Source organism: Thalassospira sp. ER-Se-21-Dark (assembly GCF_017922435.1).
Taxonomy (GTDB): Bacteria; Pseudomonadota; Alphaproteobacteria; order Rhodospirillales; family Thalassospiraceae; genus Thalassospira.
The window spans coordinates 934,582-956,967 of sequence record NZ_VDEZ01000002.1 but is presented as its reverse complement, the minus strand read 5'-3'; the positions used below and the strand labels follow the sequence as shown (position 1 = coordinate 956,967).

The window sequence follows — 22,386 nt, the reverse complement described above, 5'->3', positions numbered from 1 at the left end:
CCAAACCAATCCGGACAAAGTCACGCAGCGTATGGAAGCAATGTTCTTGTGATTGCGAGTTCCGTTTGCATGCCGCTGGTTTGTTTCCGCATTTTAAATCTGTCCACCACACCCGATGCAACTGTTGTCGTTGGGTGGTGCTGATGCGCACACCAATCACAATTGTCTGGTTAAAGCGCGACCTGCGTCTGCATGATCATGCGGCGCTGAATGCGGCGATTGCTGCCGGATATCCTGTTGCGTTGCTTTATGTCGTCGAGCCCGACTATTGGCGACTGCCAGACACATCTGCACGGCATTGGCAGTTTATCCGCGCGTCGCTTGATGAACTGGCATCTGATGCCCGTGCGCTTGGTCAATCCCTTACCGTGCGGGTTGGCGATGTTGTTGATGTCTTGGCCAGGCTCGCCGACACATTTGATATCCGTGCCATTCATGCACACGAAGAAACCGGCAATCTCTGGACATTCAAACGTGATCTGGCCGTTTCGGACTGGGCCCGCCAACATTGCATTACATTCCAGGAACATCGGCAGTTTGCGGTCATCCGTGGCAGGCTTGATCGCGATCACTGGCACGGGGCATGGCAGGCGTTTTTTGCCAGCCCACCGACCGGGCAGGTGAGGTTTCAAACACCTGCTGTTGATCTTGATCCCGGCTCAATTCCCGAACATCCGATTGCACACCTTTCCGCACCTTGCAATGACCCGCAGGGTGGTGGACGGCGCGCGGGGATGCGGCTGCTTGACAGTTTCCTTGAATATCGCTGGCAGAGATATCACCGCGAAATGTCATCGCCGCGAACCGCATTTGAAAGCTGTTCACGGCTAAGTCCACATATTGCCTATGGCACAGTATCCTTGCGCGAAATCATTCATGCCGTGCGTGAAAGACGGCGCGATATCCATGCCATGCCTGCAACAGATCGCCCAAAAGGATTTCTTTCGGCGCTAAAGGCGTATGAAAGCCGGCTGCACTGGCATTGCCATTTCGTCCAGAAGCTTGAAACCACACCGGGGATCGAGATTGAAAACCTGCATCCGGCCTATAACGGGTTGCGGCCTGATCATCCCGATGATCCGGGATTTCTGGCGTGGAAAGCGGGCAGAACCGGATTTCCGTTCATCGATGCCTGCATGCGCGCCCTTGATCACACCGGCTGGATCAATTTCAGGATGCGCGCGATGCTGACAGCCTTTGTCAGCTATCAGCTTTGGCAACATTGGCGCGAACCCGCCTTGCATCTTGCCCGGCAATTTGTCGATTACGAACCGGGCATTCATTACCCGCAAATTCAAATGCAATCAGGCACGACCGGGATCAACACGCCGCGCATCTATAACCCGGTCAAACAATCCAATGATCAGGACCCCGATGGTGCGTTCATACGCCGTTGGGTGCCTGAACTGCGTGACGTTCCGGACGCGTTCATTCACGAACCCTGGCGTCTTGCCCCGATTGAACAGATTGATCTGGGCGTTGAGATCGGAAAACATTATCCGGCGCCGATTGTCGATCATATGGCCGCCGCCCGGCATGCCCGCACCAACATCTGGGCCATTCGCAAAAACGATGATTTCCGCGATCAGGCACAGCAAATCGTCCAACAGCATGGCAGCCGAACATTTAAACAGAAACGACCGCCGGCCGGGCGCGATAAATCCGATCAACAGATCAGGTTTGATTTCTGATCCTTAGAAAAGGCTGCCTTGTTCTGATGCGGTATCAAGCTTGCCATCATCAAGTTTGCGTAAAAACGCGTCGGCCTGTGCGATCAGATCGCGCTTTTTGTCGTCCTTCATGCGGGCCCAATTACGGTATGGCATGCCAAGGCGCGGATTATTGCCAAGCTTGTCGGCGTTGCGATCCAAAAAATGCCAGTAAAGCGCGTTGAACGGGCAGGCATCCTTGCCGGTATTGTTGCGCGGGTTGTATTGGCAGTCCTTGCAGTAATCAGACATACGGTCGATATATTTTCCGCTGGCCGCATAGGGCTTTGACGCCATCTTGCCACCATCGGCATATAACGCCATGCCAAAGGTGTTGGGAAGCTCAACCCACTCAAACGCGTCGATATAGACCGCCAGATACCAGTCGCAGACCTCTTTGGGATCAAGCCCAGCCAGCAGGGAAAAATTGCCAATCACCATCAAACGCTGAATGTGATGTGCATAAGCATTTTCAAGCGTTTCCCCAATCGCCTGTTTCAGGCAATTCATCGGCACATCGCCATCCCAGAAAAATCCGGGCAGGGGGCGTTTGGCATCGAAATGATTGTCGCTGCCGTAATCCGGGCCAAGATACCAGTAAAGCCCACGGACATATTCACGCCAGCCAAGGATCTGGCGAATAAACCCCTCGACCGCGTTCAGTGGCGCCTTGCCCTCGTGATAGGCTTTCTCGGCCGCCCAGCAGACTTCATCAGGCAACAACAGCCCGGTATTGAGACACGGGCTGATCAGGGAATGATAAAGGGTGGCGCTTTTGACCGTCATCGCATCCTGGTAATCGCCAAACTGCGCCAAGCGATGCTTGATGAAATGATCAAGTGCCGCAAGCGCATCTTGGCGGGTGACCGGCCAGCCGAATGACGCAACATCCCCCAGTGCATCGGGAAAATCATCGCAAACGCGATCAAGCAAGTCCTGCGTGATCTTGTCGGGTGAAAATGTCTTTGGTGATGGGGGCGTCACATCATCGGGCAGGCTTTTACGGTTGTCGTGATCAAAGTTCCACTGCCCGCCAACCGGCTTGCCATCGGGTTCCATCAGGATGCCGGTATCGCGTCGCAAACCGCGATAGAAATACTCCATCCGGAGTTCCTTGCGGTCCTTGGCAAAATCCGCGAATGCCGAAAACGGGGCAAATAACCGGTCATCGGCGCGCACATCAACCGAGATATCAAGGTTTTCGGACCATGCATCGATTTCATGTTTGACCCGCCATTCGCCGGGCTCGGTGATGATGACTTCTTTGACGTTGTGTTCGGTAACGGCCGCTTTCAGGGCGTCGGTAAAGGACTTGGTCGGATGGTTTTGATAGTCAAAATATGCGACGTGAAATCCGTTTTCGCGCAAATCCTCGGCAAAGTGGCGCATCGCAGACAGGATCATCACGATTTTCTGTCGATGATGGGGGACATAGGTCGCCTCATCATGCGGCTCTGCCATGACGATCAGGTCCTGATCGGGATCGGCGTCCTTCAGGCTTGAAAGCGACGGTGTCAGTTGATCACCAAGGATGAAACGAATGGTTTGAAAGCGCGGCTTCATGTTTTGCTTCAATCTATTGCACGGCAGTTGCGAGTCGTACGAAAACATCCGGGCACAAGATCTTTGCGAAGGGCAATTTCGCCGAACCGATTTTCATTCTCAGGGAAATCCGTGCGAATGATTTTTAGTCATTCACCCCAACTGGCTTATTTCGGAAAAATCGGCTAAATTATTGATAATGGTAATCAAAGGCGCGTTTTTTCCTTGAAACAAGCCGGGTGGATTCCCACTATCTGCATAGCCCAACCATCAGGAGAGCCATGATGAAAGGTGATCCCAAGATCATCACATATCTTAATCGCATTCTGACCAACCAGTTGACTGCGATTAACCAGTATTTCCTGCATGCCAGAATGCTGCGGGACTGGGGCGTGGAAGAAATGGGCGAGTATGAGTACAAGCTCTCGATCAAGGAAATGAAACGCGCCGACGACACGATTGAGCGCATTCTGTTTCTTGAAGGTCTTCCCAACCTCCAGAACCTCAACAAACTGATGATCGGCGAAAATGTCGAAGAGATCATCAGCTGTGACATGAAGTTTGAATTGGCGTCTCTGCCGCTTCTGCGCGAAGCCATCACCGCCTGTGAAAAGGCCGAGGACTTTGTGACGCGCGATCTGCTTGTGAAATTCCTGGAAGAACAGGAAGAGCACGTTGATTGGCTTGAGACCGAAGAATGGCAGCTCGAAAATGTCGGGATTGCAAACTACATCCAGAGCCGTTCAGGCGACGGCGACTAATCAGATCAGGAGTATTACGCCATGAAGGGTAGTAAAAAGGTCCTCGCCGCGCTGAACAAACAGCTCACTGCCGAACTGTCGGCGGCCGACCAGTACAACACACATGCTGAAATGTATGCCGATTGGGGCCTGCATTCGCTCTATGAGCGCATGCATCACGAAAAGGATGAGGAGCTCGAACACGCCAAGCGTCTGATCGAGCGTATCCTGTTCCTTGAGGGCGTGCCCGATACCGCATCGCGTGAACCGATCAAGATCGGCAAAACCGTGCCCGAGATGATGAAAAACGATCTCGAACACGAATATCACGTGATCAATCTTCTGAAAAAGGCGATCAAGATCGCCGAGGCAGAGGACGATTTCCAGACCCGTCAGATGCTGGTCGCCCTGCTTGATGACAGCGAAGAAGATCACGCCTATTGGCTGGAACAGCAGATCCGCCTGATCGACATGATGGGCCTGCCGAACTACATTCAGTTCCGCGCAGCCGGGGAACCAAGCCCGGAAGGCTGATCATCAGCCAGCAAACAATTTTCAGAAGGCCCCGGCAATGTCCGGGGCTTTCTTTTTTTGGTATCAGAGGCTTAGCTCTGGCTTTTTATATATCTCTTTTTTATCTTGACCTTCCAGTTGCTGGAAGGTCTATCGTGCCCCATATCTTGTAATAACCCCTTTTTTTGAGGTGCGTGATATGGATCGCCGAACAGACGAGTATGATACCGCAGCAGGCGGTGGGGCATCCGTGCAGCCAACTGCCAATACCAGCGAAGTAAACCTCGAGATTGAAGGCATGACCTGTGCAAACTGTGCGGGCCGTGTTGAAAAGGCCATTGCTGGTCTTGATGGTGTTTCTGATGTCACCGTGAACTTTGCGCTCAACAGTGCAAATGTGCATTTTGACGACAGCAAGCTTGATACATCCAAAATCGCCGAGGCAGTCGCGGATTCAGGCTATAGCGTCGTGACCCAGCAGCTTTCCTTTGATGTCGATGGCATGACATGCGCGAACTGCGCTTTGCGGGTTGAAAAGGCACTTTCCGCATTGCCGGGCGTCACCGAAGCCAGTGTCAATTTCGCACTGGAACGTGCAGATATCTTGGCCCTGTCGGGCAAGGTCAATGATGCGATCGCGATCAAGGCGATCGAGGATGCAGGCTATCACGCAACGTCACGCAATAAATCCGGATCCGAAGAGGGTGACTCAGACGAAGCGGCACGCAACGAAAAGAAGCAGGATAAATCCCTGATCCTTCTGGCGGTATCGGCATTGCTGACCGCACCACTGGTTTTGCAGATGGTCTGGATGAACCTTGGTGTGTCCTATCATCTGCCGGCATGGGTTGAACTTGTACTTGCGACCCCGGTTCAGTTCTATATCGGTGCACGCTTCTATCAGGGGGCATATGCAGCCCTGCGCCATCGCAGTGCCAATATGGATGTGCTGGTCGCCCTTGGCACGTCGGCGGCCTATTTCCTCAGCCTCTATAACATGCTGACGGCCAATGCCGGGCAGACCCATCTGTATTTCGAAGCATCGGCTGCGATCATTACCCTGATCCTTGCGGGTAAAATCATGGAAGAACGCGCCAAACGCGGGGCATCAGCCGCTATTCGTGAATTGATGGCGCTCCGTCCACGGCGTGCGCGCAAGGTGGTCGCGGGCGAAGGAGAACAGGATGTTGCGATTGAAAGCCTTTCGGTCGGCGATATCGTTCGCGTTTTGCCGGGCGAACGTGTGCCGGTCGATGGCAAGGTTCATGCCGGTGAAAGTGAACTTGATGAAAGCCTGATTACCGGGGAAACCCGACCCGTGGCGCGAATCACGGGCGATACTGTCGTTGGTGGCGCTGTGAATGGCACCGGGCGTCTTGATATCGAAGTCAGTGCCGTTGGCGATGATACGACGCTGTCGCGCATCATTCGCCTGGTTGAAAAGGCCCAGACCGGCAAAGCCCCGGTGCAGAAGCTTGTCGACCGGGTATCGGCCGTGTTCGTGCCGATTGTGGTTGTCATTGCACTGCTGACCCTGGGCGCATGGTTGTTTACCGGCTTTGGCGCAGAGGCATCCATCGTTGCCGCGGTGTCGGTGCTGGTGATTGCATGTCCTTGTGCGCTTGGTCTGGCGACGCCGACTGCGCTGGTGGCCGGTACCGGCAGTGCTGCGCGCAACGGCATTCTGATCCGCAATTTCGAGGCACTTGAACAGGCCCATAATGTCGATACCGTCATCTTTGACAAAACCGGCACCCTGACGGAAGGCACGCCGACCGTGCGCGATATCTGCCCGGTTGAGGGTGTTGACCGTAATGAGTTGCTGCGCCTGACCGCAGCCGTTCAGGCCGCCAGTGAACATCCCCTTGCGCGTGCGGTTGTCTCGATTGCCAAGGATGAAGGCGTATCACTGCCCGATATCGATAACTTCAAGGGCAAAACCGGTGCCGGTGTCATGGCCGATGTTGAAAAGCACAAGATCGCCATTGGCAGCGAAGCTTTGCTGAGTGATCTTGATATCGCAGGTCCGGCGCAGGATCTGGCAAAGGACATCAAGAAACACGAAGGCGAAGGCAGAACCGTTATTCTGGTTGCGATTGATGGCACGTTTGCCGGTTACCTGACCCTTGAGGATCGCATTCGCGAAGGTGCCAAACAGGCAATTGCCGATCTGAAGGCACGCGGTATTTCATCGATCATGTTGTCGGGTGACAGTCAGGATGTCGCAAGCCACGTGGCGCGCGAACTTGGTCTGGAACGCGGCGAAGGCCGCATTCGCCCGCAGGACAAGGCACGTGAAGTCGAAAAACTCCGCAAGGAAGGCCGTCATGTCGCTATGGTTGGTGACGGGATCAATGATGCGCCCGCACTGGCCGCTGCCGATGTCGGTATTGCCATGGGCGGTGGCACCGATGTTGCCATGGAAACGGCTGGCATCACCCTGATGCGGTCTGATCCGGCACTTGTGTCTGCCGCGATTGATATTTCGATCGCCACCCGTCGCAAGATCGCACAGAACCTGTTCTGGGCCTTTGCCTATAACGTGGTCGGTGTTCCGTTGGCAGCATTCGGCGTGCTTAGCCCGGCGATTGCAGGTGCGGCGATGGCACTCAGCTCCGTCTCGGTTGTTGGTAACTCGCTGACATTGCGGCGCTGGACAGTCCGGAAATAGGAGAGGGCGATGAACATTTCTGACGCCGCGACTGAATGCGGACTTCCGGCGAAAACCATCCGTTATTACGAGGATATTGGTCTGGTTTCGCCGGGGCGCTTGGCCAACGGGTATCGTGACTATGACGAAAACGATCTGCACAAATTGCGGTTTCTGCAACGTGCCCGCGGGCTGGGATTTTCGGTCGAAGATTGCCGGGTGTTGCTGTCACTTTACGAGGACCGCAACCGTGCCTCTTCCGATGTAAAGGAAATTGCCAAGACCCATCTGGCAGAGATCGAACGCAAGATTGCCGAACTTCAAAGCCTGCGCGATACACTTTCCGACCTTGTGCAGTCCTGTCATGGCGATGATCGTCCGAACTGCCCGATCATCAATGATCTCGCCCGCAAGGCGTGATGCTGAAACACAGATGAATGAGAGAACACATTGAAGAATAAAGGTGTTATGGCGCTTGGCGCCCTTGTCGGTGCGGCGATTATGTATGGCATCGTCACATTCTTTGGCCCGGGCGAGAGCACGGATCAGGATGTCTCATTGCGTCCCGATGATCTGCAACTCGTGGCGCAGGGCAAGAAGATCTATGACGCAAATTGTGCGTCCTGCCATGGTGCCAGACTTGAGGGCGAAGCCAATTGGCGTGAACGCGGTCCTGACGGTTTGCTTCCGGCGCCACCCCACGACGAAACCGGCCATACCTGGCATCACCCCGATCAGGTGTTGTTTGAACTGACCAAATACGGACCGGCGGCGATGGCCGGAGGCGATTATAAATCGGCAATGCAGGGATATGAGGGCGTGCTGAGCGACGCGGAAATCATTGCCAGCCTGTCTTACATCAAAAGCCGCTGGCCCAAGGACGTGATCGCGCGGCACGACCAGATCAATCAATCTGCAGCCCAATAAGGCCTTGAAATCAAAAGACCCGCCTCGGACATGTCCGGGCGGGTCTTTTGCGATACAGAGTTAACGGTATCGGGTTACGGGCGGGGCAGAGTAATGCGCACGGTCGTGCCCTTGCCAAGGTCGCTTTCGATACTAAGCCGTCCGCCATGCAGTTCGACCAGAAGCTTGGCCAGTGGCAGGCCAAGACCGGTGCCGACACTTTCCTTCACCCCGGATGGATGAAGCTGCGAGAACCGGGCCAGCGCACGGGGAATGTCATTCGGGCTCATGCCGACACCATTATCCTCGATCGCAAAACTCACGTCTTCGTCGGTTGTGGTCAGTCCGATGCGGATCTTGCCATGTTCGGGTGTGAATTTTGCCGCGTTACTCAGGATATTGATCAGGATCTGTTTGAGTTTGAGCTTATCACAAAGCATCGATACCGGCTGATCCGGCAGATCGAATTGCAATTGATGGCTGCGACGCGAAATATCATCGCCGACAAGCCGGGCGGCATCGCGTATTACAGAACCAAGATCAGCCTTTTCAAGCTGCAAGGTCATTGAACCGGCCGACAGCTTTGACACATCCAAAACATTATTGACCAGTTCAAGCAGGTGCTTGCCCGCCTCGTAAACGTCACGGCCGCATTCGCGATACCCATCGGGCAGATCGCCAAGAACCCCATGCGCAATCAGTTCGGAGTTGCCGATAATCGCATTAAGCGGGGTGCGCAATTCGTGGCCCATATTGGCGATAAAGTCGGATTTTGACGCGTTGGCATCTGATTGATTGCGGTTTTGCTCCATCAGGGTGCGTTCGGCCTGTGCCTGACGGTCATTTTCAAGCAACGTCATCAACACCGCGGTCCGGGTTTCATTGTTCTGGCTATATTCAAGCGGCGCAATGGACAGATCGCAGACGTGGCTTTCCTTGGCGGCACCGACCAGAATGATATCGCCGCGCCAGGTCCTGCCCGAAGAAAACACATCTTCGATATCGCTCATTAGACCCTTGGAAATGAAACCGGCCTTGCGGCCCAGCATGCGATCACGCGAAACGCCGATCAAACGCGCGATGGCTTCGTTACATTGCATGACGATGCCGTTGCGGTCGCATATGACGGCGGCATAGGGCAGGGCGTTCAGAACAACCTGGTCGGCCAATGGCACATTGGTTGAACCAATTGGTGTGTTGCTGGTCATGTCAGCCCGTGATCCCATAATAATCAGGTCGTCCGCTAAAAGCGGTCGATACCCAGCCCCGTCAGAGAGATGTCAGGGGTCTTGTCGCTGATGAGATCGGCGACGGCTTTTGCTGATCCGCAACTCATCGTCCAACCCAACGTCCCATGCCCCGTATTAAGGTATAGATTAGCATACTTCGTATCCCCAAGAACAGGGGCAGAATCCGGCGTTACCGGCCGCAAACCCGACCAGAAATCAATGCTGGAGCGATCACCTGAATTCGGGAATAATTCCAGTGCTTTATCAACGATAAGTTTTTGGCGGCGTGGCGACATCCGAAGGTTATAGCCATCCAGCTCCGCTGTGCCAGCAACTCGAAGGTGTGTTCCAAGTCGCGAATACACCATTTTCACACTGTCATCGATCAGGGCCGTTTCGGGTGCCCCGGAATAGCCGGTGGTATCGATGCTGATCGAGTAACCCTTGCACGGATAAATCGGCAATTTAATGCCAAGCGGGGCCAGCATCAGCGGGCTGTAGCTGCCCAGACAGACCAGAAAGGCATCCGCATGGATGTCACCCTTGTCAGTTTGAACACAGGTGATCTTGCCCTCATCGTGCAAAAGGCCGGTGATGTTGGTATTGAACTGAAACGATGCGCCCCTGGAAATGCAATGTTCGCTCAGACGTTCGGTGAATTTGCGTGCATCACCGCTTTCATCGTCGGGGGTAAAGCTGCCGCCAATGATCGGGGCTGTGGCATCACGCAGGGCCGGTTCAATGCTAAGACATTCTTGGGGCGAGACAATTCTTCGGTTAAGGCCATATTCCTGCATCTGGGCAGTGGCTTTTTCGACCGCGACCATGTCTTGCTCGGTGCGGCAGATATGCAGGATGCCACGTGTGCTATGATCATATTCCAGATCAAGCTCGTCGCGAAGCGCGCGCAGGCAATCGCGACTATAGATCGCAACGCGAAGCGCCTTTTCCAGATTGATCATGGCCCGCGCATCGGTGCAGTTGCGCAAGAACCGAAGGCCCCATGAAAACAGCTGCGGGTCAAAGCGCATCCGAAACAGAAGCGGGGCTTCTTCGCGACCAAGCCAGTTCAGGATTTGTTTGGGGGAGGATGCATTCGCCCAGGGTGTGGCGTGACAGGCAGAAATCTGACCGCCATTGGCAAAGCTTGTTTCCTGCGCACTGGCATGCCGACGATCAACGACCGTAACCTGATGACCATTTTGCAAAAGATACCAGGCCGCCGTTGTCCCGATGACCCCGGCACCCATGACGACTACATGCATGCGGGCAAAGCCTTGCTGCGGAAAGTTTCGTGTTACGGTCTGATGGTCAGCCTTTCTGCCAACTATCCGACATGCGAATTTCGCTGCACTATAGTGGGGTGAAATTTAAATGGCTACAGTCGACTGGACCTGTTTTAAATGCTGTCTTGATGCACAACGCAGACCGGAAGATCAAGACAAGGATGACGGGGTGAAATGTTTGAAATCCTGACAACCGATCAAATGTACGAAGCAGACCGTCGCACAATCGAAGGCGGCATTCCCGGCGACGTTTTGATGCAAAATGCCGGTCGCGCCGTGTTTGAGGAAATCATCCGTCATTGGTCGCCGCGTTCCGTATCGGTGTTGTGTGGACCCGGCAACAACGGTGGTGATGGTTTTGCGATTGCCAAGCTTCTGCGCGATGAAGGCTGGTCGGTGCGTTTGGGCCTGATGGGCGATGTTGCTGATCTCAAGGGGGACGCGGCCTTGCATGCCGCGCGCTGGGAAGGGGCGACCGAACTTCTTTCACCCGCCCTTGTTGTTGGTGCGGATCTGGTGGTCGATTGCATTTTCGGGGCCGGGCTTGCGCGCGCCATTACCGGTGACGTGGCCGAACTTGTCACCACAATCAATTCAAGCCCGTGCAGCGTTGTGGCAGTCGATGTGCCATCGGGGATTGATGGCAATACCGGCATGGTTCTGGGCGTTGCGGTGAAGGCCGACCTGACCGTGACGTTTTGTCGGGCAAAGCCCGGGCATTATCTTTTACCGGGGCGTTTGATGTGCGGTGAACTGGCCGTGCGAGATATCGGCATAACCGATCAGACGGTCCTTGATATTGCGCCAGCCTGTTGGCGCAACGATCCGGTTTTGTGGCGGGCTGGCATCCATTGGCCGGGGCTTGAAGGCCACAAATACCATCGCGGGCATCTTTTGGCCTTTGGCGGCGCTACCATGACCGGGGCAACCCGCCTTGTGGCACGCGCCGCACGCCGATCCGGTGTGGGGCTTCTGACCATCGTGGCAGATGCGCAAGCGTTACCGATCTACGCATCGGATGCGCCGGGCAACATGACCGCCCCGATGACTGCGTTTGATGCGCTTGTGAATGACTGTCGTCATAATGCCTTTGTCATCGGGCCGGGATTTGGCGTTGGTGATGATACCCGTGCCCTTGTTTTGAAGCTTTTGCATCTGTGTCGGGCGACGGTGCTTGATGCCGACGCACTCACAAGCTTTGCCGAAGATCCGTCTACCTTGTGCTTTGCCGTTCAAGGCCCGACCGTCCTGACCCCGCATGAGGGCGAATTTGCCCGCCTGTTTCCTGATATTACCGGCGACAAGCTTTGTCGGGCACGGGCCGCGGCCAAACGCTGTAGCGCGACTGTTCTGATAAAGGGGGCTGATACGGTGATTGCCGCGCCGGACGGGCGGGCAGCAATCAGTGCGGTGGATGTGCCTTGGCTGGCAACCGCCGGATCGGGCGATGTATTGGCCGGGATCATTGGTGGTTTGATGGCGCAAGGCATGGACAGTTTTGACGCCGCCTGCATGGGGGTATGGCTTCATGCACGAAGCGGGGCGGATATGGGCCCCGGCCTGATCGCCGAAGACATTCCGGAACATCTTCCGGCTGTCTTGCGCGAACTTTGGCTGGCGTCGCGCAAAAAGGCATGACGTAAAATGAAGGTGAATAAGAAGTCGCCGCAGCCGCTGGCACTTGCGGTATAATCACCCGATATAAAAACGGTATGGCGTGATGGGATGGATCATCACGTATTGAGGAAACGATTTGAAGTTCTTCTGATATCGGAGTGGGAGACAGGCATGTCTCAGACGTTTCTCGACAGAACCCTTGATAATCTTCGCGGCGCCTGGCGCGAACTGCGCGATAGCCCGGTGGTGCGTGGCCTTGGTTTTGATGAAAGCCAGACCCGCCAGGATCGCTGGCGTGAACAAATCGCCGATTGTCTGGCAAGGCGCGGTGGGGCGGTATCGGCCCGTGCGCGTGCAGCCGCCCTTGGGCATGATTTCTTGCGCCTTGATGATGCGGGGAAACGTGAATTCCTGCATCTTCTGGTTAATGAATTCGGGGTGGATCGCGACCGTGTTGCGGCTGTTATGGCCGATTGGACGGCGGCTGATGATCTGGCCGAACAGGCATTGCTTGAAACTGAACTGCGTGCCGCACTGGTGCCGCCGTTTCGTTTGATCCTCAAGGAATTCAATTCATTACCACAAGGTGTGAAGTTCCTGGTTGATCTGCGCGCCGATCTTTTACGCTGGCGCAAGGAAGCCCCTGGGCTGGCCATTCTGGAACGCGATCTCAAGACACTGCTGGCAAGCTGGTTTGATATCGGCTTTCTCGAACTGAGCCGCATCACGTGGAATTCACCGGCAGCCCTTTTGGAAAAACTGATCGCCTATGAAGCGGTTCACGCCATTCAAAGCTGGGATGATCTTAAACGGCGACTGGCGTCAGACCGGCGGTGTTTTGCCTTCTTCCATCCCGGCATGCCAGATGAACCGCTTATTTTCGTGGAAGTCGCGCTTGTGAATGGCATTGCTGGCAACGTCGATGAACTGATCGAAAGCAAGGATAACGATTTGGGCGGCACGGAAAAGGCGCCCAAAAGCGACGCGAAGCCGGATACGGCAATCTTTTATTCAATCTCGAACGCGCAGGCCGGATTGGCGGGAATCAGCTTTGGGGATTTCCTGATCAAACGTGTGGTCGCCCAATTGCAACGCGATCTGCCGCATCTCAAACAATTTTCTACCTTGTCGCCGATACCGGCACTGCGCAGCTGGATGGATCGGCAGCTTGATACCATGGCCAAGGGGGAGGAAACCGGCCTGCCCAAGGCGATTGAGGCGGCCCTGACAGATTGCGATGACATGCTGGGGCCAAAACCACCCGCCACCAGCCCGGACGGGGTTTCTGAACGGACACGGACCAATATCGAGTACCTGACGGCGTGGTATCTTTTGAATGCCAAGCGGCCCGGTATGGACACCGCCTTTGATCCTGTCGCGCATTTTCATCTGAGCAACGGGGCGCGGGTTGAACGGCTGAACTGGAACGGCAATGCCAAGGAAAATGGCTGGAACCAGTCATTCGGGATGATGGTGAACTATCTCTATGACCTTTCGACCATCGAAAAAAATCACGAAAGTTACGTCGGGCAGGGCAAAATCGCGGTTTCCAGTGCCGTAAAACGTCATTTCCGCTAGGGTTGCGTTACCTGAAATCGGCTGATTGCCGTCGATTTAGGCCCTGTTTGACGGATATTTTCGACAAGATTGCGTTTGTCGAAAAGGCGATGCTTGCATGAGGGGATCGAAGTTTGTATTAAGGCGCACTCATTCCGGTGTGACCGGAGTGATTTCTATGCTTGTGTGCGGGTGTGGCGGAACTGGTAGACGCGCTGGATTTAGGTTCCAGTGGAGCAATCCGTGGGGGTTCGAGTCCCTTCACCCGTACCATAAGCAGGCCGAAAATTTGACCGGGTACCATATTCGTTTAGTCGTATTGACTTTCTGACGTCCGGACTGCGTCGCGTAACGGACATTATTCGAACCAAGCAAAAGAGTTATCTATGCAGGTTACTGAAACCAAAAACGAAGGCCTGGCGCGCGAGTTCAAAGTCGTCGTGCCCGCCGCACATATCGAAGAAAAAGTCGTCGCCAAACTTGACGAGATCAAGGATCAGGTTCGCCTGCCGGGCTTCCGTCCGGGCAAGATTCCGGCGAAACTCCTGCGTCAGCGTTACGGCCAGGCCGTCATGGGCGAAGTCCTTGAAGCCGCTGTCAACGAAAACACCGGCAAGGTTCTGAACGACAATGACCTGCGCCCGGCTGTTCAGCCGAAAATCGAAGTCACCAAATTCGATGAAGGCGGCGATCTGGAATTCGACATCGCAGTCGAAATCATCCCGGCCATCGAAGCAATGGACTTCAAAAAGCTGAAGCTGACCCGTGAAGTCGTTGAACTTGACGACAGCAAGGTGAACGAAACCCTCGAGCGCATCGCATCCGCACAGGGTACGACCGCACCGCTCGCACGTAAGCGCAAGTCCAAAGCCGGTGACGTTGTTGTTATCGACTTCCTGGGCAAAATCGACGGTGAAGCGTTCGAAGGCGGTAAAGCCGAAGATTACGAACTCGAACTCGGTTCGGGTTCCTTCATCGAAGGTTTCGAAGATCAGCTGACCGGTGTGAACGCTGGTGACGAAGTCGTCGTCAAAGTGAAATTCCCGGAAGCTTACGGTGCTGCCGAACTCGCAGGAAAAGATGCTGAGTTCGACGTAACCGTTAAGGAAATCAAGGAAAAGAAACCGGCTGAGCTGGATGATGAACTGGCCAAGAAACTCGGTCAGGACAGCCTTGAGTCCCTTAAAGAAGCGATCCGCAAGGACTTTGGCCGCGAATACGAATCGGTTTCCCGTCAGAAAATGAAGCGTCAGCTTCTTGATGCGCTGGCTGAAAACCACAGCTTCGAACTGCCGAAGTCGCTCGTTGAAAACGAACTCGAAGGCATCATCGGCCAGATCAAACAGGCCCGTGAAGCTGGACAGGAAGACGACGAGACCAAGGGCAAGTCCGAAGAAGATCTGACCGAAGAGTTCCGCGAAATCGCAGAACGTCGCGTTCTTCTGGGTCTTCTGCTTGCAGAAGTCGGCCGTGAGAATGAGATCCAGGTCACTCAGGAAGACGTCAACAAGGTCCTCGTTGCCGAAGCCCAGAAATATCCGGGTCAGGAACAGCAGGTTATCGAATTCTATAAAAATAACCCGCAGGCCTTGCAGGCGCTTCAGGGCCCTGTATATGAAGACAAGGTCGTTGATTACATCGTCGAACTCGCCAAGGTAGAAGAAAAAACCGTTTCGGTTGAAGACCTTCTGAAGCCGGAAGAGGAAGACGAAGCTCCGAAGAAGAAATCGGCTGCTAAAAAAGCACCGGCGAAAAAGGATGCAGAGAAAAAGGCTCCGGCTAAAAAAGCCCCGGCCAAGAAAGCTGCAGCCAAAAAGCCGGCCGCTAAAAAAGCTGCTGACAAATCCGAAGACAAGTAATCCGGCCGGACACGGTTTAGGATCATGCAGGGAGATTGCAGTTGATGATTGAAGAACGGATGAATTCGCTTGTACCGATGGTCGTTGAACAGACCAGCCGTGGCGAGCGTGCCTATGACATCTTTTCGCGCCTTCTTAAGGAGCGCATCGTTTTCATCAACGGTCAGGTCCATGACGGCATGTCGTCACTGATCTGTGCGCAGTTGCTGCATCTCGAATCGGAAAATCCGGATAAGGATATCTCGCTTTACATCAATTCACCGGGCGGTGTTGTGACCTCGGGTCTCGCCATCTATGACACCATGCAGTACATCCGTTGCGATGTCTCCACGGTGTGCATGGGGCAGGCGGCATCCATGGGCTCGCTGCTTCTGATGGCCGGTGCAAAAGGCAAGCGTTACTGCCTGCCCAATGCACGCGTCATGATCCACCAGCCGTCAGGCGGCTTCCAGGGTCAGGCATCGGACATCGAAATTCATGCCCGTGAAATTCTGGCTCTGCGTCAGCGTCTTAACGAGATCTATGTCGAACATACCGGCCGTGATCTCAAGACCATCGAAGACGCAATGGAGCGTGACAACTTCCTCACCCCTGATCAGGCCAAGGAATTTGGTCTGATCGACGAGGTCGTTACATCGCGTCCGAAGCCGGAAAGTGATGAAAAGAAAGACTGATCACTCAGGTGTGATTGGTGGAAACGCCCCGGTGATCAGCCGGGGCGTTTTTTTATGTCTTGCCTCATGGCAGTTTTAAGTCATAGACAAGAGTATGTGCAGGCTTGGGCGTTATTGTTCGGAACTTGCTGGCCGCCCGAACGTTTGGGTGATTAATGCAAGGGGTTTCGCAACCAAGATAGCGAACCCATATCAAACATGACGCCATAAAGCCGAAAAGCGCAGATTAAACGTTGAGATCGGTATCGTTTACCGGCTAACATGGCGATAAAAGATAACGTCAAACGTAATTGGGGTTTGTATGAGCAAATCGAATAGCGGGGACTCCAAGAACACTCTGTACTGTTCTTTCTGTGGAAAGAGCCAGCACGAGGTTCGCAAGCTCATCGCCGGTCCAACCGTGTTCATCTGTGATGAATGCGTAGAGCTTTGCATGGACATCATCCGCGAAGAGCACAAAACACATCTCGTCAAATCGGCAGACGGGGTGCCTTCTCCGCAAGAGATTTGCAAGGTCCTTGATGACTATGTCATCGGTCAGGGCCATGCGAAGAAAGTTCTCTCGGTCGCGGTTCACAACCATTACAAGCGTCTGCACCATTCCAGCAAGAATGAAGACATCGAGCTGGCAAAATCGAACATCATGCTGGTCGGTCCGACCGGTTGCGGTAAAACGCTTCTGGCCCAGACCCTGGCACGTATTCTTGATGTGCCGTTCACCATGGCAGATGCCACCACCCTGACCGAAGCCGGTTATGTGGGTGAGGATGTCGAAAACATCATTCTCAAGCTGCTGCAGGCTGCTGACTACAATGTCGAGCGGGCCCAGCGCGGCATCGTCTATATCGACGAAGTCGACAAGATTTCGCGCAAGTCCGACAACCCGTCCATCACCCGTGACGTTTCGGGCGAGGGCGTGCAGCAGGCATTGCTCAAGATCATGGAAGGCACTGTTGCTTCCGTACCGCCGCAGGGTGGCCGGAAACATCCGCAACAGGAATTCCTGCAGGTCGACACCACCAATATCCTGTTCATCGTCGGCGGCGCGTTCGCTGGCCTGGACAAGGTGATTTCCCAGCGTGGCAGGGGTAGCGCAATCGGCTTTGGTGCCGATGTCCGTGGCCCTGATGAACGCCGTGCTGGTGATGTTCTGCGCGAAGTCGAACCGGAAGATCTTTTGAAGTTCGGTCTTATTCCGGAATTCATTGGTCGTCTGCCGGTTCTGGCAACGCTCGAAGACCTCGACAACGAAGCTCTGGTCCAGATTTTGACCGAGCCGAAAAACGCACTGATCAAGCAGTATCAGCGCCTGTTCGATATGGAAGACGTGAAACTCACCTTCCAGACGGATGCGCTCAAGGCGATTGCCGACAAGGCAATTGAACGCAAGACCGGTGCGCGTGGTTTGCGCTCGATCATGGAAGGCATCCTGCTTGAAACCATGTTCGATCTGCCGACCATGGAAAGTGTCGAGGAAATCGTCATCAACGCTGACGTCGTTAATGGGAAGGCAAAGCCGTTGCTGATCCATGCAGAACGTCGTGAAGGTGTTGAAAATACTGCCTGAACGTAATTCCCGCACCGGCAACTATTGCGGTGCGGGAAATCCGGATTATCTAACGATTATCTAAAACATGTTCGCGTTGCTTGCGGGGCCTATGGCAGGACCGCACAGCAGCGTTACGGCTCAGAGTAGGGAAAGAACATAATGGTCGAATTGGCGCGTGGCGAAATATACCCGGTGCTGCCGTTGCGTGACATTGTCGTGTTCCCGCACATGATTGTTCCGCTGTTTGTCGGACGTGAAAAATCGGTGCGTGCACTCGAAGATGTGATGCGCGAAGACAAGCAGATCCTGCTTGTCACCCAGAAAGACGCCGGTCTTGATGACCCGGCTGTCGAAGATCTCTATGAAATTGGTACTGTCGCAACTGTCTTGCAGCTTCTCAAGCTGCCGGACGGAACCGTCAAGGTATTGGTTGAAGGCGGGAAACGTGCCGAAATTACCGGCTACGTTGATAATCCGGAATTCTTCCAGGCCTATGGTTCGGTGCGTGAAGACAGTGACGAGGATGACAGCGAACTCGAAGCGCTGGCCCGTTCTGTCGTCACCCAGTTCGAACAGTACATCAAACTGAATAAGAAAATTCCGCCTGAAGTTCTGGTTTCGGTCAATCAGATCGAAGAACCGGCCAAGCTTGCCGATACGGTGGCATCCCACCTGTCGCTGAAGATTTCTGAAAAGCAGGAATTGCTGGAAACCAAGCTGGTTGGCGATCGTCTGGAACGTATTTTCGGCTTCATGGAATCCGAAATCGGCGTGTTGCAGGTTGAAAAGAAAATTCGCAACCGCGTCAAACGCCAGATGGAGAAAACCCAGCGCGAGTACTATCTGAATGAACAGCTCAAAGCCATTCAGAAGGAACTGGGCGAGGGCGAAGATGGCAAGGATGAAGCTTCTGAAATCGAAGAGAAGCTGAACAAGGCCAAAATGCCCAAGGAAGCCAAGGAAAAGGCACAGGCAGAACTCAAGAAACTGCGCAATATGAGCCCGATGTCGGCAGAAGCCACCGTGGTGCGCAACTATCTTGACTGGATGGTGTCCATTCCGTGGAACAAGCGTTCGCGTGTTTCCCATGACCTGAAAAAGGCCAAGAAGGTGCTCGACAAGGAGCATTACGGTCTGGAAAAGGTCAAGGAACGCATCCTTGAATATCTTGCGGTTCAGGCGCGTACCAAAAAGGTCAAAGGTCCGATCCTTTGCCTTGTTGGTCCTCCCGGTGTTGGTAAAACCTCACTTGGCAAGTCCATGGCCAATGCGACCGGGCGCAGCTTTGTACGTATGTCACTCGGTGGGGTTCGTGATGAATCCGAAATCCGTGGTCACCGCCGGACCTATATCGGGTCCATGCCGGGCAAGATTGTCCAGGGCATGAAAAAGGCGAAATATTCCAACCCGCTCTTCCTTCTCGACGAGATTGAAAAGATGGGTTCGGACTTCCGCGGTGATCCGGCCTCGGCCCTGCTTGAGGTATTGGATCCGGAACAGAACTCGACCTTTAACGATCACTATCTCGAAGTCGATTACGATCTTTCGGATGTGATGTTTGTCACCACGGCCAACTCGCTTCGCATGCAGCAGCCGCTGCTTGACCGTATGGAAATCATCCGGATTTCCGGTTACACCGAAGACGAGAAAGTCGAGATTGCCAAACGTCACCTCATTCCCAAGCAGGTCAAGGATAATGGCCTGAAGAAAGGGGAATGGAGCATCTCGGACGAGGCACTTCGTGATCTGATCCGGTATTACACCCGCGAAGCCGGTGTGCGTAACCTTGAACGCGAACTGGCCAAGCTGGCCCGTAAGGCGACCAAGCGTATCATGCTTGAAAACCTGAAAACGGTTCGTGTCACCCCGCGCACACTTGGCAAATATGCCGGTATCCGCAAGTTCCGCTTCGGCGAGACCGAGGGTGAAGATCAGGTCGGTGTTGTTACCGGTCTTGCCTATACCGAGTTCGGTGGTGATTTGCTTCAGATCGAATCTGTTACCGTGCCGGGCAAGGGCAACATGAAAACCACCGGTAAACTCGGTGAAGTCATGACGGAATCGATTCAGGCGGCGACCTCGTTTGTCCGTTCGCGTGCGGTTGATTTCGGAATCAAGCCAACCTTGTTCCAGAAACGTGACATCCACGTTCACGTGCCAGAAGGTGCCACCCCCAAAGACGGCCCGTCGGCCGGCGTTGGCATGGTGACCTCGGTTGTTTCGGTTCTGACCGGCAACCCTGTGCGCAAGGACGTTGCGATGACCGGCGAAGTTACGCTGCGTGGCCGTGTGCTTGCGATTGGCGGTTTGAAAGAAAAGCTCTTGGCTGCGTTGCGCGGCGGGGTGAAAACCGTTCTGATCCCGCAGGAAAACGAAAAGGATCTCGAAGAGATTCCGGACAATGTCAAACGCGGCATGGAAATCATTCCGGTGTCGCATGTTGACGAAGTTCTGAGCCACGCCTTGGTCAATCCGCTTGTCCCGATCGAGTGGGAAGAAGAGGTTGATGACGTTGCTGTCAAATCCAAGGACGGCGAAGAATCGGAAATCGGCGGTGTGACGACTCACTAAGGATCGTCAGAACGCGCAGAAAACAAGGGGGCCGACACTGTCGGCCCCCTTTTTCTGTGGATAACTTTGCCCAAGAATCGGCACAGGAACATGTCGGGATTGGTGTAAAGCGCAAAAAATCGAAAAAAACGTCAAAAACCGCAGAAAACTGCGTCTCTCGCATTGACGAGCTGTTGGCGACCTGCTTACACTGCCCATGCAACAGGTTTGGGGCAAACCAAATTTCCTCATAACTCCGAACGTCCAAACAAGGGGGCCAGGAAGTGAATAAAAACGATCTCGTTGGAAGTGTAGCTGCTAAAGCTGATCTGTCCAAAGCTGACGCTGCAAAAGCGGTTGATGCTGTTTTCGATTCCATCACCGATTCTCTGAAATCCGGCGACGAAGTTCGTCTGGTTGGTTTCGGTACCTTCGCTGTCGCTGCTCGCGCTGCTTCAAAAGGTCGCAACCCGCGCACCGGTGAAGAAATCGACATCCCGGCATCGAAACAGCCGAAGTTCAAGGCTGGTAAAGGCCTTAAGGACGCCGTCAACTAAGTTTGACGATGTTCAGCTAAAAAATGCCGGTGACTTGCGTCACCGGCATTGCTTTTTGGAAAATCCATGCTATGTTCCGCTCCGCTTCGGGGCCATGGACCCCAAGAAGACGGGTGATTAGCTCAGCTGGTTAGAGCATCTCGTTTACACCGAGAGGGTCGGGAGTTCGAATCTCTCATCACCCACCATGATAAAGGCAGCCCTAAAGGCTGCCTTTTTTGTTTTTCCGATCCTTGCGAATCATCCAGCCCAAGTTTTGCGTTTCAGACCCGCCGGGCGCTTGTGTCATGTGCCTGAAAATACAGGGAAATCAGGCCATTTTGGCAGGCTTGGGTTGAGCATTTGCCAAAGATAATCCGCCCTGAAATAGAAGTTACATTTTTATGCAAAACTGGCATTGCTTTTTGGGAAAACCATGGTAAGTTCCGCCCGCTTCCGCAGAACAGCGCGGTTTGCAAAAGGGTGATTAGCTCAGCTGGTTAGAGCATCTCGTTTACACCGAGAGGGTCGGGAGTTCGAATCTCTCATCACCCACCATGATAAAGGCAGCCTTAAAGGCTGCCTTTATTCGTTTCCGGATTTTGCGTATCCCGACGCCTTGTAAGCAGTTGCTTTGCTTCCCCATATCGTCCTTCGGACAGGGGCTTGTATAAGTTGACGCTTGGTCGGCAGACAGGCACTGTTGATGCCATGGTCAAGAGAATCGGAACCTTCAAGATGAACAGTAATCCGGCCCGCCATCTGTCTGGCCCTGAGCGTATCAGCCGTGTCGCAATGCCAACGCGTTTCGCGCGTCAAACATGGTCGATATGCCGACAGGTTCTGATCGTTCTGTGTCTGCCGGTAATGCTTGCCAGCTGCTATCTGCCGGAGGCCTTTACGATTGATCTGTCCATGGAGCGTAATGGCGATTACCGACTGAGCTACCGCGGTTTGCTGGTGCAGCCAAACATTACCCAAGGCCTTCTGGATAAAAGCCTGGATGCGGAGGGTGAAAAGGAAAAGGTCGCCAAGGTTTTGGCCGATCTCAAGCGCGATTCGGCTGTAAGACAGCTGACCTATACCGGGCGCGGTGTGTTTAACATGGTCTATGAAAAGCGTGGCAACATCATGCGCGAAAAAAGCTTCGTCTTTGTCCGTCGGCAATCGCGCATACTGGAAATGTTCTTTAATTCAGAGCGAAACACCGTTGAAATTCGGGGTGGCTTTGTCCCGGATCAGTATCAGGACCGCCTGACTGCACTGGGCTACCAGATGACCGGCAAGATCGAGGTTCGTACGACCGCAGGGGTGCGGAGCCACAACGCGGCAGAATTCCGTGAAATCAACGGTCAGAACCGCCTGCGCTGGGAAATTCAGTCGATCTCTGATCCGGTACCTAACGTCATTCTGGGCTAGGGCAGGGTAGTTTGGCTTAGCTTGGGATATTCCCCCATCTGATCGCGCCT

Annotated in this window: 17 protein-coding genes and 3 tRNA genes; 17 read left to right on the top strand and 3 right to left on the bottom strand. The window is 54.1% G+C overall.

Going from position 1 to position 22,386, the window contains the following annotated elements; translation table 11 throughout:
* Positions 1-143 precede the first annotated feature (143 nt).
* Positions 144-1,691, top strand: a complete 1,548-nt coding sequence (locus tag FHI25_RS12140; protein WP_246879050.1) for a deoxyribodipyrimidine photo-lyase — start codon at positions 144-146, stop codon at positions 1,689-1,691.
* Between the two features lie 3 nt (positions 1,692-1,694).
* Here the strand turns inward: FHI25_RS12140 and FHI25_RS12135 are convergent, their stop codons facing one another.
* A complete protein-coding gene (locus FHI25_RS12135) occupies positions 1,695-3,272 on the bottom strand; it encodes a cryptochrome/photolyase family protein (RefSeq protein WP_210518052.1) in 1,578 nt (525 codons plus the stop codon).
* Positions 3,273-3,535: 263 nt separating this feature from the next.
* Between FHI25_RS12135 and bfr (FHI25_RS12130) the strand changes: the two genes are divergently transcribed.
* The 5 genes from bfr (FHI25_RS12130) (at position 3,536) to FHI25_RS12110 (ending at position 8,081) form a co-directional block, all read left to right on the top strand.
* On the top strand, positions 3,536-4,012 hold the full coding sequence (gene bfr / locus FHI25_RS12130; protein ID WP_008891826.1) for a bacterioferritin: 477 nt from the start codon (positions 3,536-3,538) through the stop codon (positions 4,010-4,012).
* A gap of 21 nt (positions 4,013-4,033) precedes the next feature.
* On the top strand, positions 4,034-4,525 hold the full coding sequence (gene bfr, locus FHI25_RS12125; protein ID WP_008891825.1) for a bacterioferritin: 492 nt from the start codon (positions 4,034-4,036) through the stop codon (positions 4,523-4,525).
* 178 nt (positions 4,526-4,703) lie between these two features.
* Positions 4,704-7,175: a heavy metal translocating P-type ATPase gene (locus FHI25_RS12120; protein WP_210518050.1), complete on the top strand. Its 2,472-nt coding sequence runs from the start codon at positions 4,704-4,706 to the stop codon at positions 7,173-7,175.
* Between the two features lie 9 nt (positions 7,176-7,184).
* Positions 7,185-7,574, top strand: a complete 390-nt coding sequence (gene cueR, locus FHI25_RS12115; RefSeq protein WP_008891823.1) for a Cu(I)-responsive transcriptional regulator — start codon at positions 7,185-7,187, stop codon at positions 7,572-7,574.
* Positions 7,575-7,604: 30 nt separating this feature from the next.
* Positions 7,605-8,081, top strand: coding sequence for a cytochrome c (locus tag FHI25_RS12110; protein WP_246879049.1), 477 nt, complete (start codon positions 7,605-7,607; stop codon positions 8,079-8,081).
* Positions 8,082-8,155: 74 nt separating this feature from the next.
* On the opposite strand, the gene FHI25_RS12105 is transcribed toward FHI25_RS12110, so the two are convergent.
* Both FHI25_RS12105 and FHI25_RS12100 read right to left on the bottom strand, forming a co-directional pair.
* A complete protein-coding gene (locus FHI25_RS12105; RefSeq protein ID WP_210518048.1) occupies positions 8,156-9,268 on the bottom strand; it encodes a PAS domain-containing sensor histidine kinase in 1,113 nt (370 codons plus the stop codon).
* 35 nt (positions 9,269-9,303) lie between these two features.
* Complete coding sequence (locus FHI25_RS12100) at positions 9,304-10,620, bottom strand: D-amino acid dehydrogenase (RefSeq protein WP_349238016.1); 1,317 nt, start codon at positions 10,618-10,620, stop codon at positions 9,304-9,306.
* A gap of 129 nt (positions 10,621-10,749) precedes the next feature.
* Here FHI25_RS12100 and FHI25_RS12095 point away from each other — a divergent pair, with 129 nt between their 5' ends.
* The 11 genes from FHI25_RS12095 to FHI25_RS12045 all read left to right on the top strand — a co-directional run bounded on the left by FHI25_RS12095 (position 10,750) and on the right by FHI25_RS12045 (position 22,336).
* A complete protein-coding gene (locus FHI25_RS12095) occupies positions 10,750-12,213 on the top strand; it encodes an NAD(P)H-hydrate dehydratase (RefSeq protein ID WP_210518043.1) in 1,464 nt (487 codons plus the stop codon).
* Positions 12,214-12,363: 150 nt separating this feature from the next.
* A complete protein-coding gene (locus FHI25_RS12090; protein WP_210518041.1) occupies positions 12,364-13,770 on the top strand; it encodes a malonyl-CoA decarboxylase in 1,407 nt (468 codons plus the stop codon).
* A gap of 167 nt (positions 13,771-13,937) precedes the next feature.
* Positions 13,938-14,022, top strand: a tRNA-Leu gene (locus tag FHI25_RS12085).
* Between the two features lie 113 nt (positions 14,023-14,135).
* Positions 14,136-15,608, top strand: a complete 1,473-nt coding sequence (tig, locus tag FHI25_RS12080; protein ID WP_210518039.1) for a trigger factor — start codon at positions 14,136-14,138, stop codon at positions 15,606-15,608.
* 44 nt (positions 15,609-15,652) lie between these two features.
* The gene (gene clpP / locus FHI25_RS12075) at positions 15,653-16,282 is read left to right on the top strand and encodes an ATP-dependent Clp endopeptidase proteolytic subunit ClpP (RefSeq protein WP_008891816.1); all 630 of its coding nucleotides are present in this window, start codon (positions 15,653-15,655) and stop codon (positions 16,280-16,282) included.
* 301 nt (positions 16,283-16,583) lie between these two features.
* Positions 16,584-17,849, top strand: a complete 1,266-nt coding sequence (clpX, locus tag FHI25_RS12070; RefSeq protein ID WP_008891815.1) for an ATP-dependent Clp protease ATP-binding subunit ClpX — start codon at positions 16,584-16,586, stop codon at positions 17,847-17,849.
* A gap of 141 nt (positions 17,850-17,990) precedes the next feature.
* Entirely contained in the window at positions 17,991-20,402 is a 2,412-nt protein-coding gene (gene lon / locus FHI25_RS12065) for an endopeptidase La (RefSeq protein WP_064790436.1), read from the top strand.
* Positions 20,403-20,665: 263 nt separating this feature from the next.
* Positions 20,666-20,938, top strand: coding sequence for an HU family DNA-binding protein (locus FHI25_RS12060; RefSeq protein ID WP_008891813.1), 273 nt, complete (start codon positions 20,666-20,668; stop codon positions 20,936-20,938).
* Between the two features lie 111 nt (positions 20,939-21,049).
* Positions 21,050-21,126 (top strand) — tRNA-Val (locus FHI25_RS12055).
* Positions 21,127-21,398: 272 nt separating this feature from the next.
* Positions 21,399-21,475, top strand: a tRNA-Val gene (locus tag FHI25_RS12050).
* 180 nt (positions 21,476-21,655) lie between these two features.
* A complete protein-coding gene (locus FHI25_RS12045; protein ID WP_246879048.1) occupies positions 21,656-22,336 on the top strand; it encodes a hypothetical protein in 681 nt (226 codons plus the stop codon).
* Positions 22,337-22,386 lie beyond the last annotated feature (50 nt).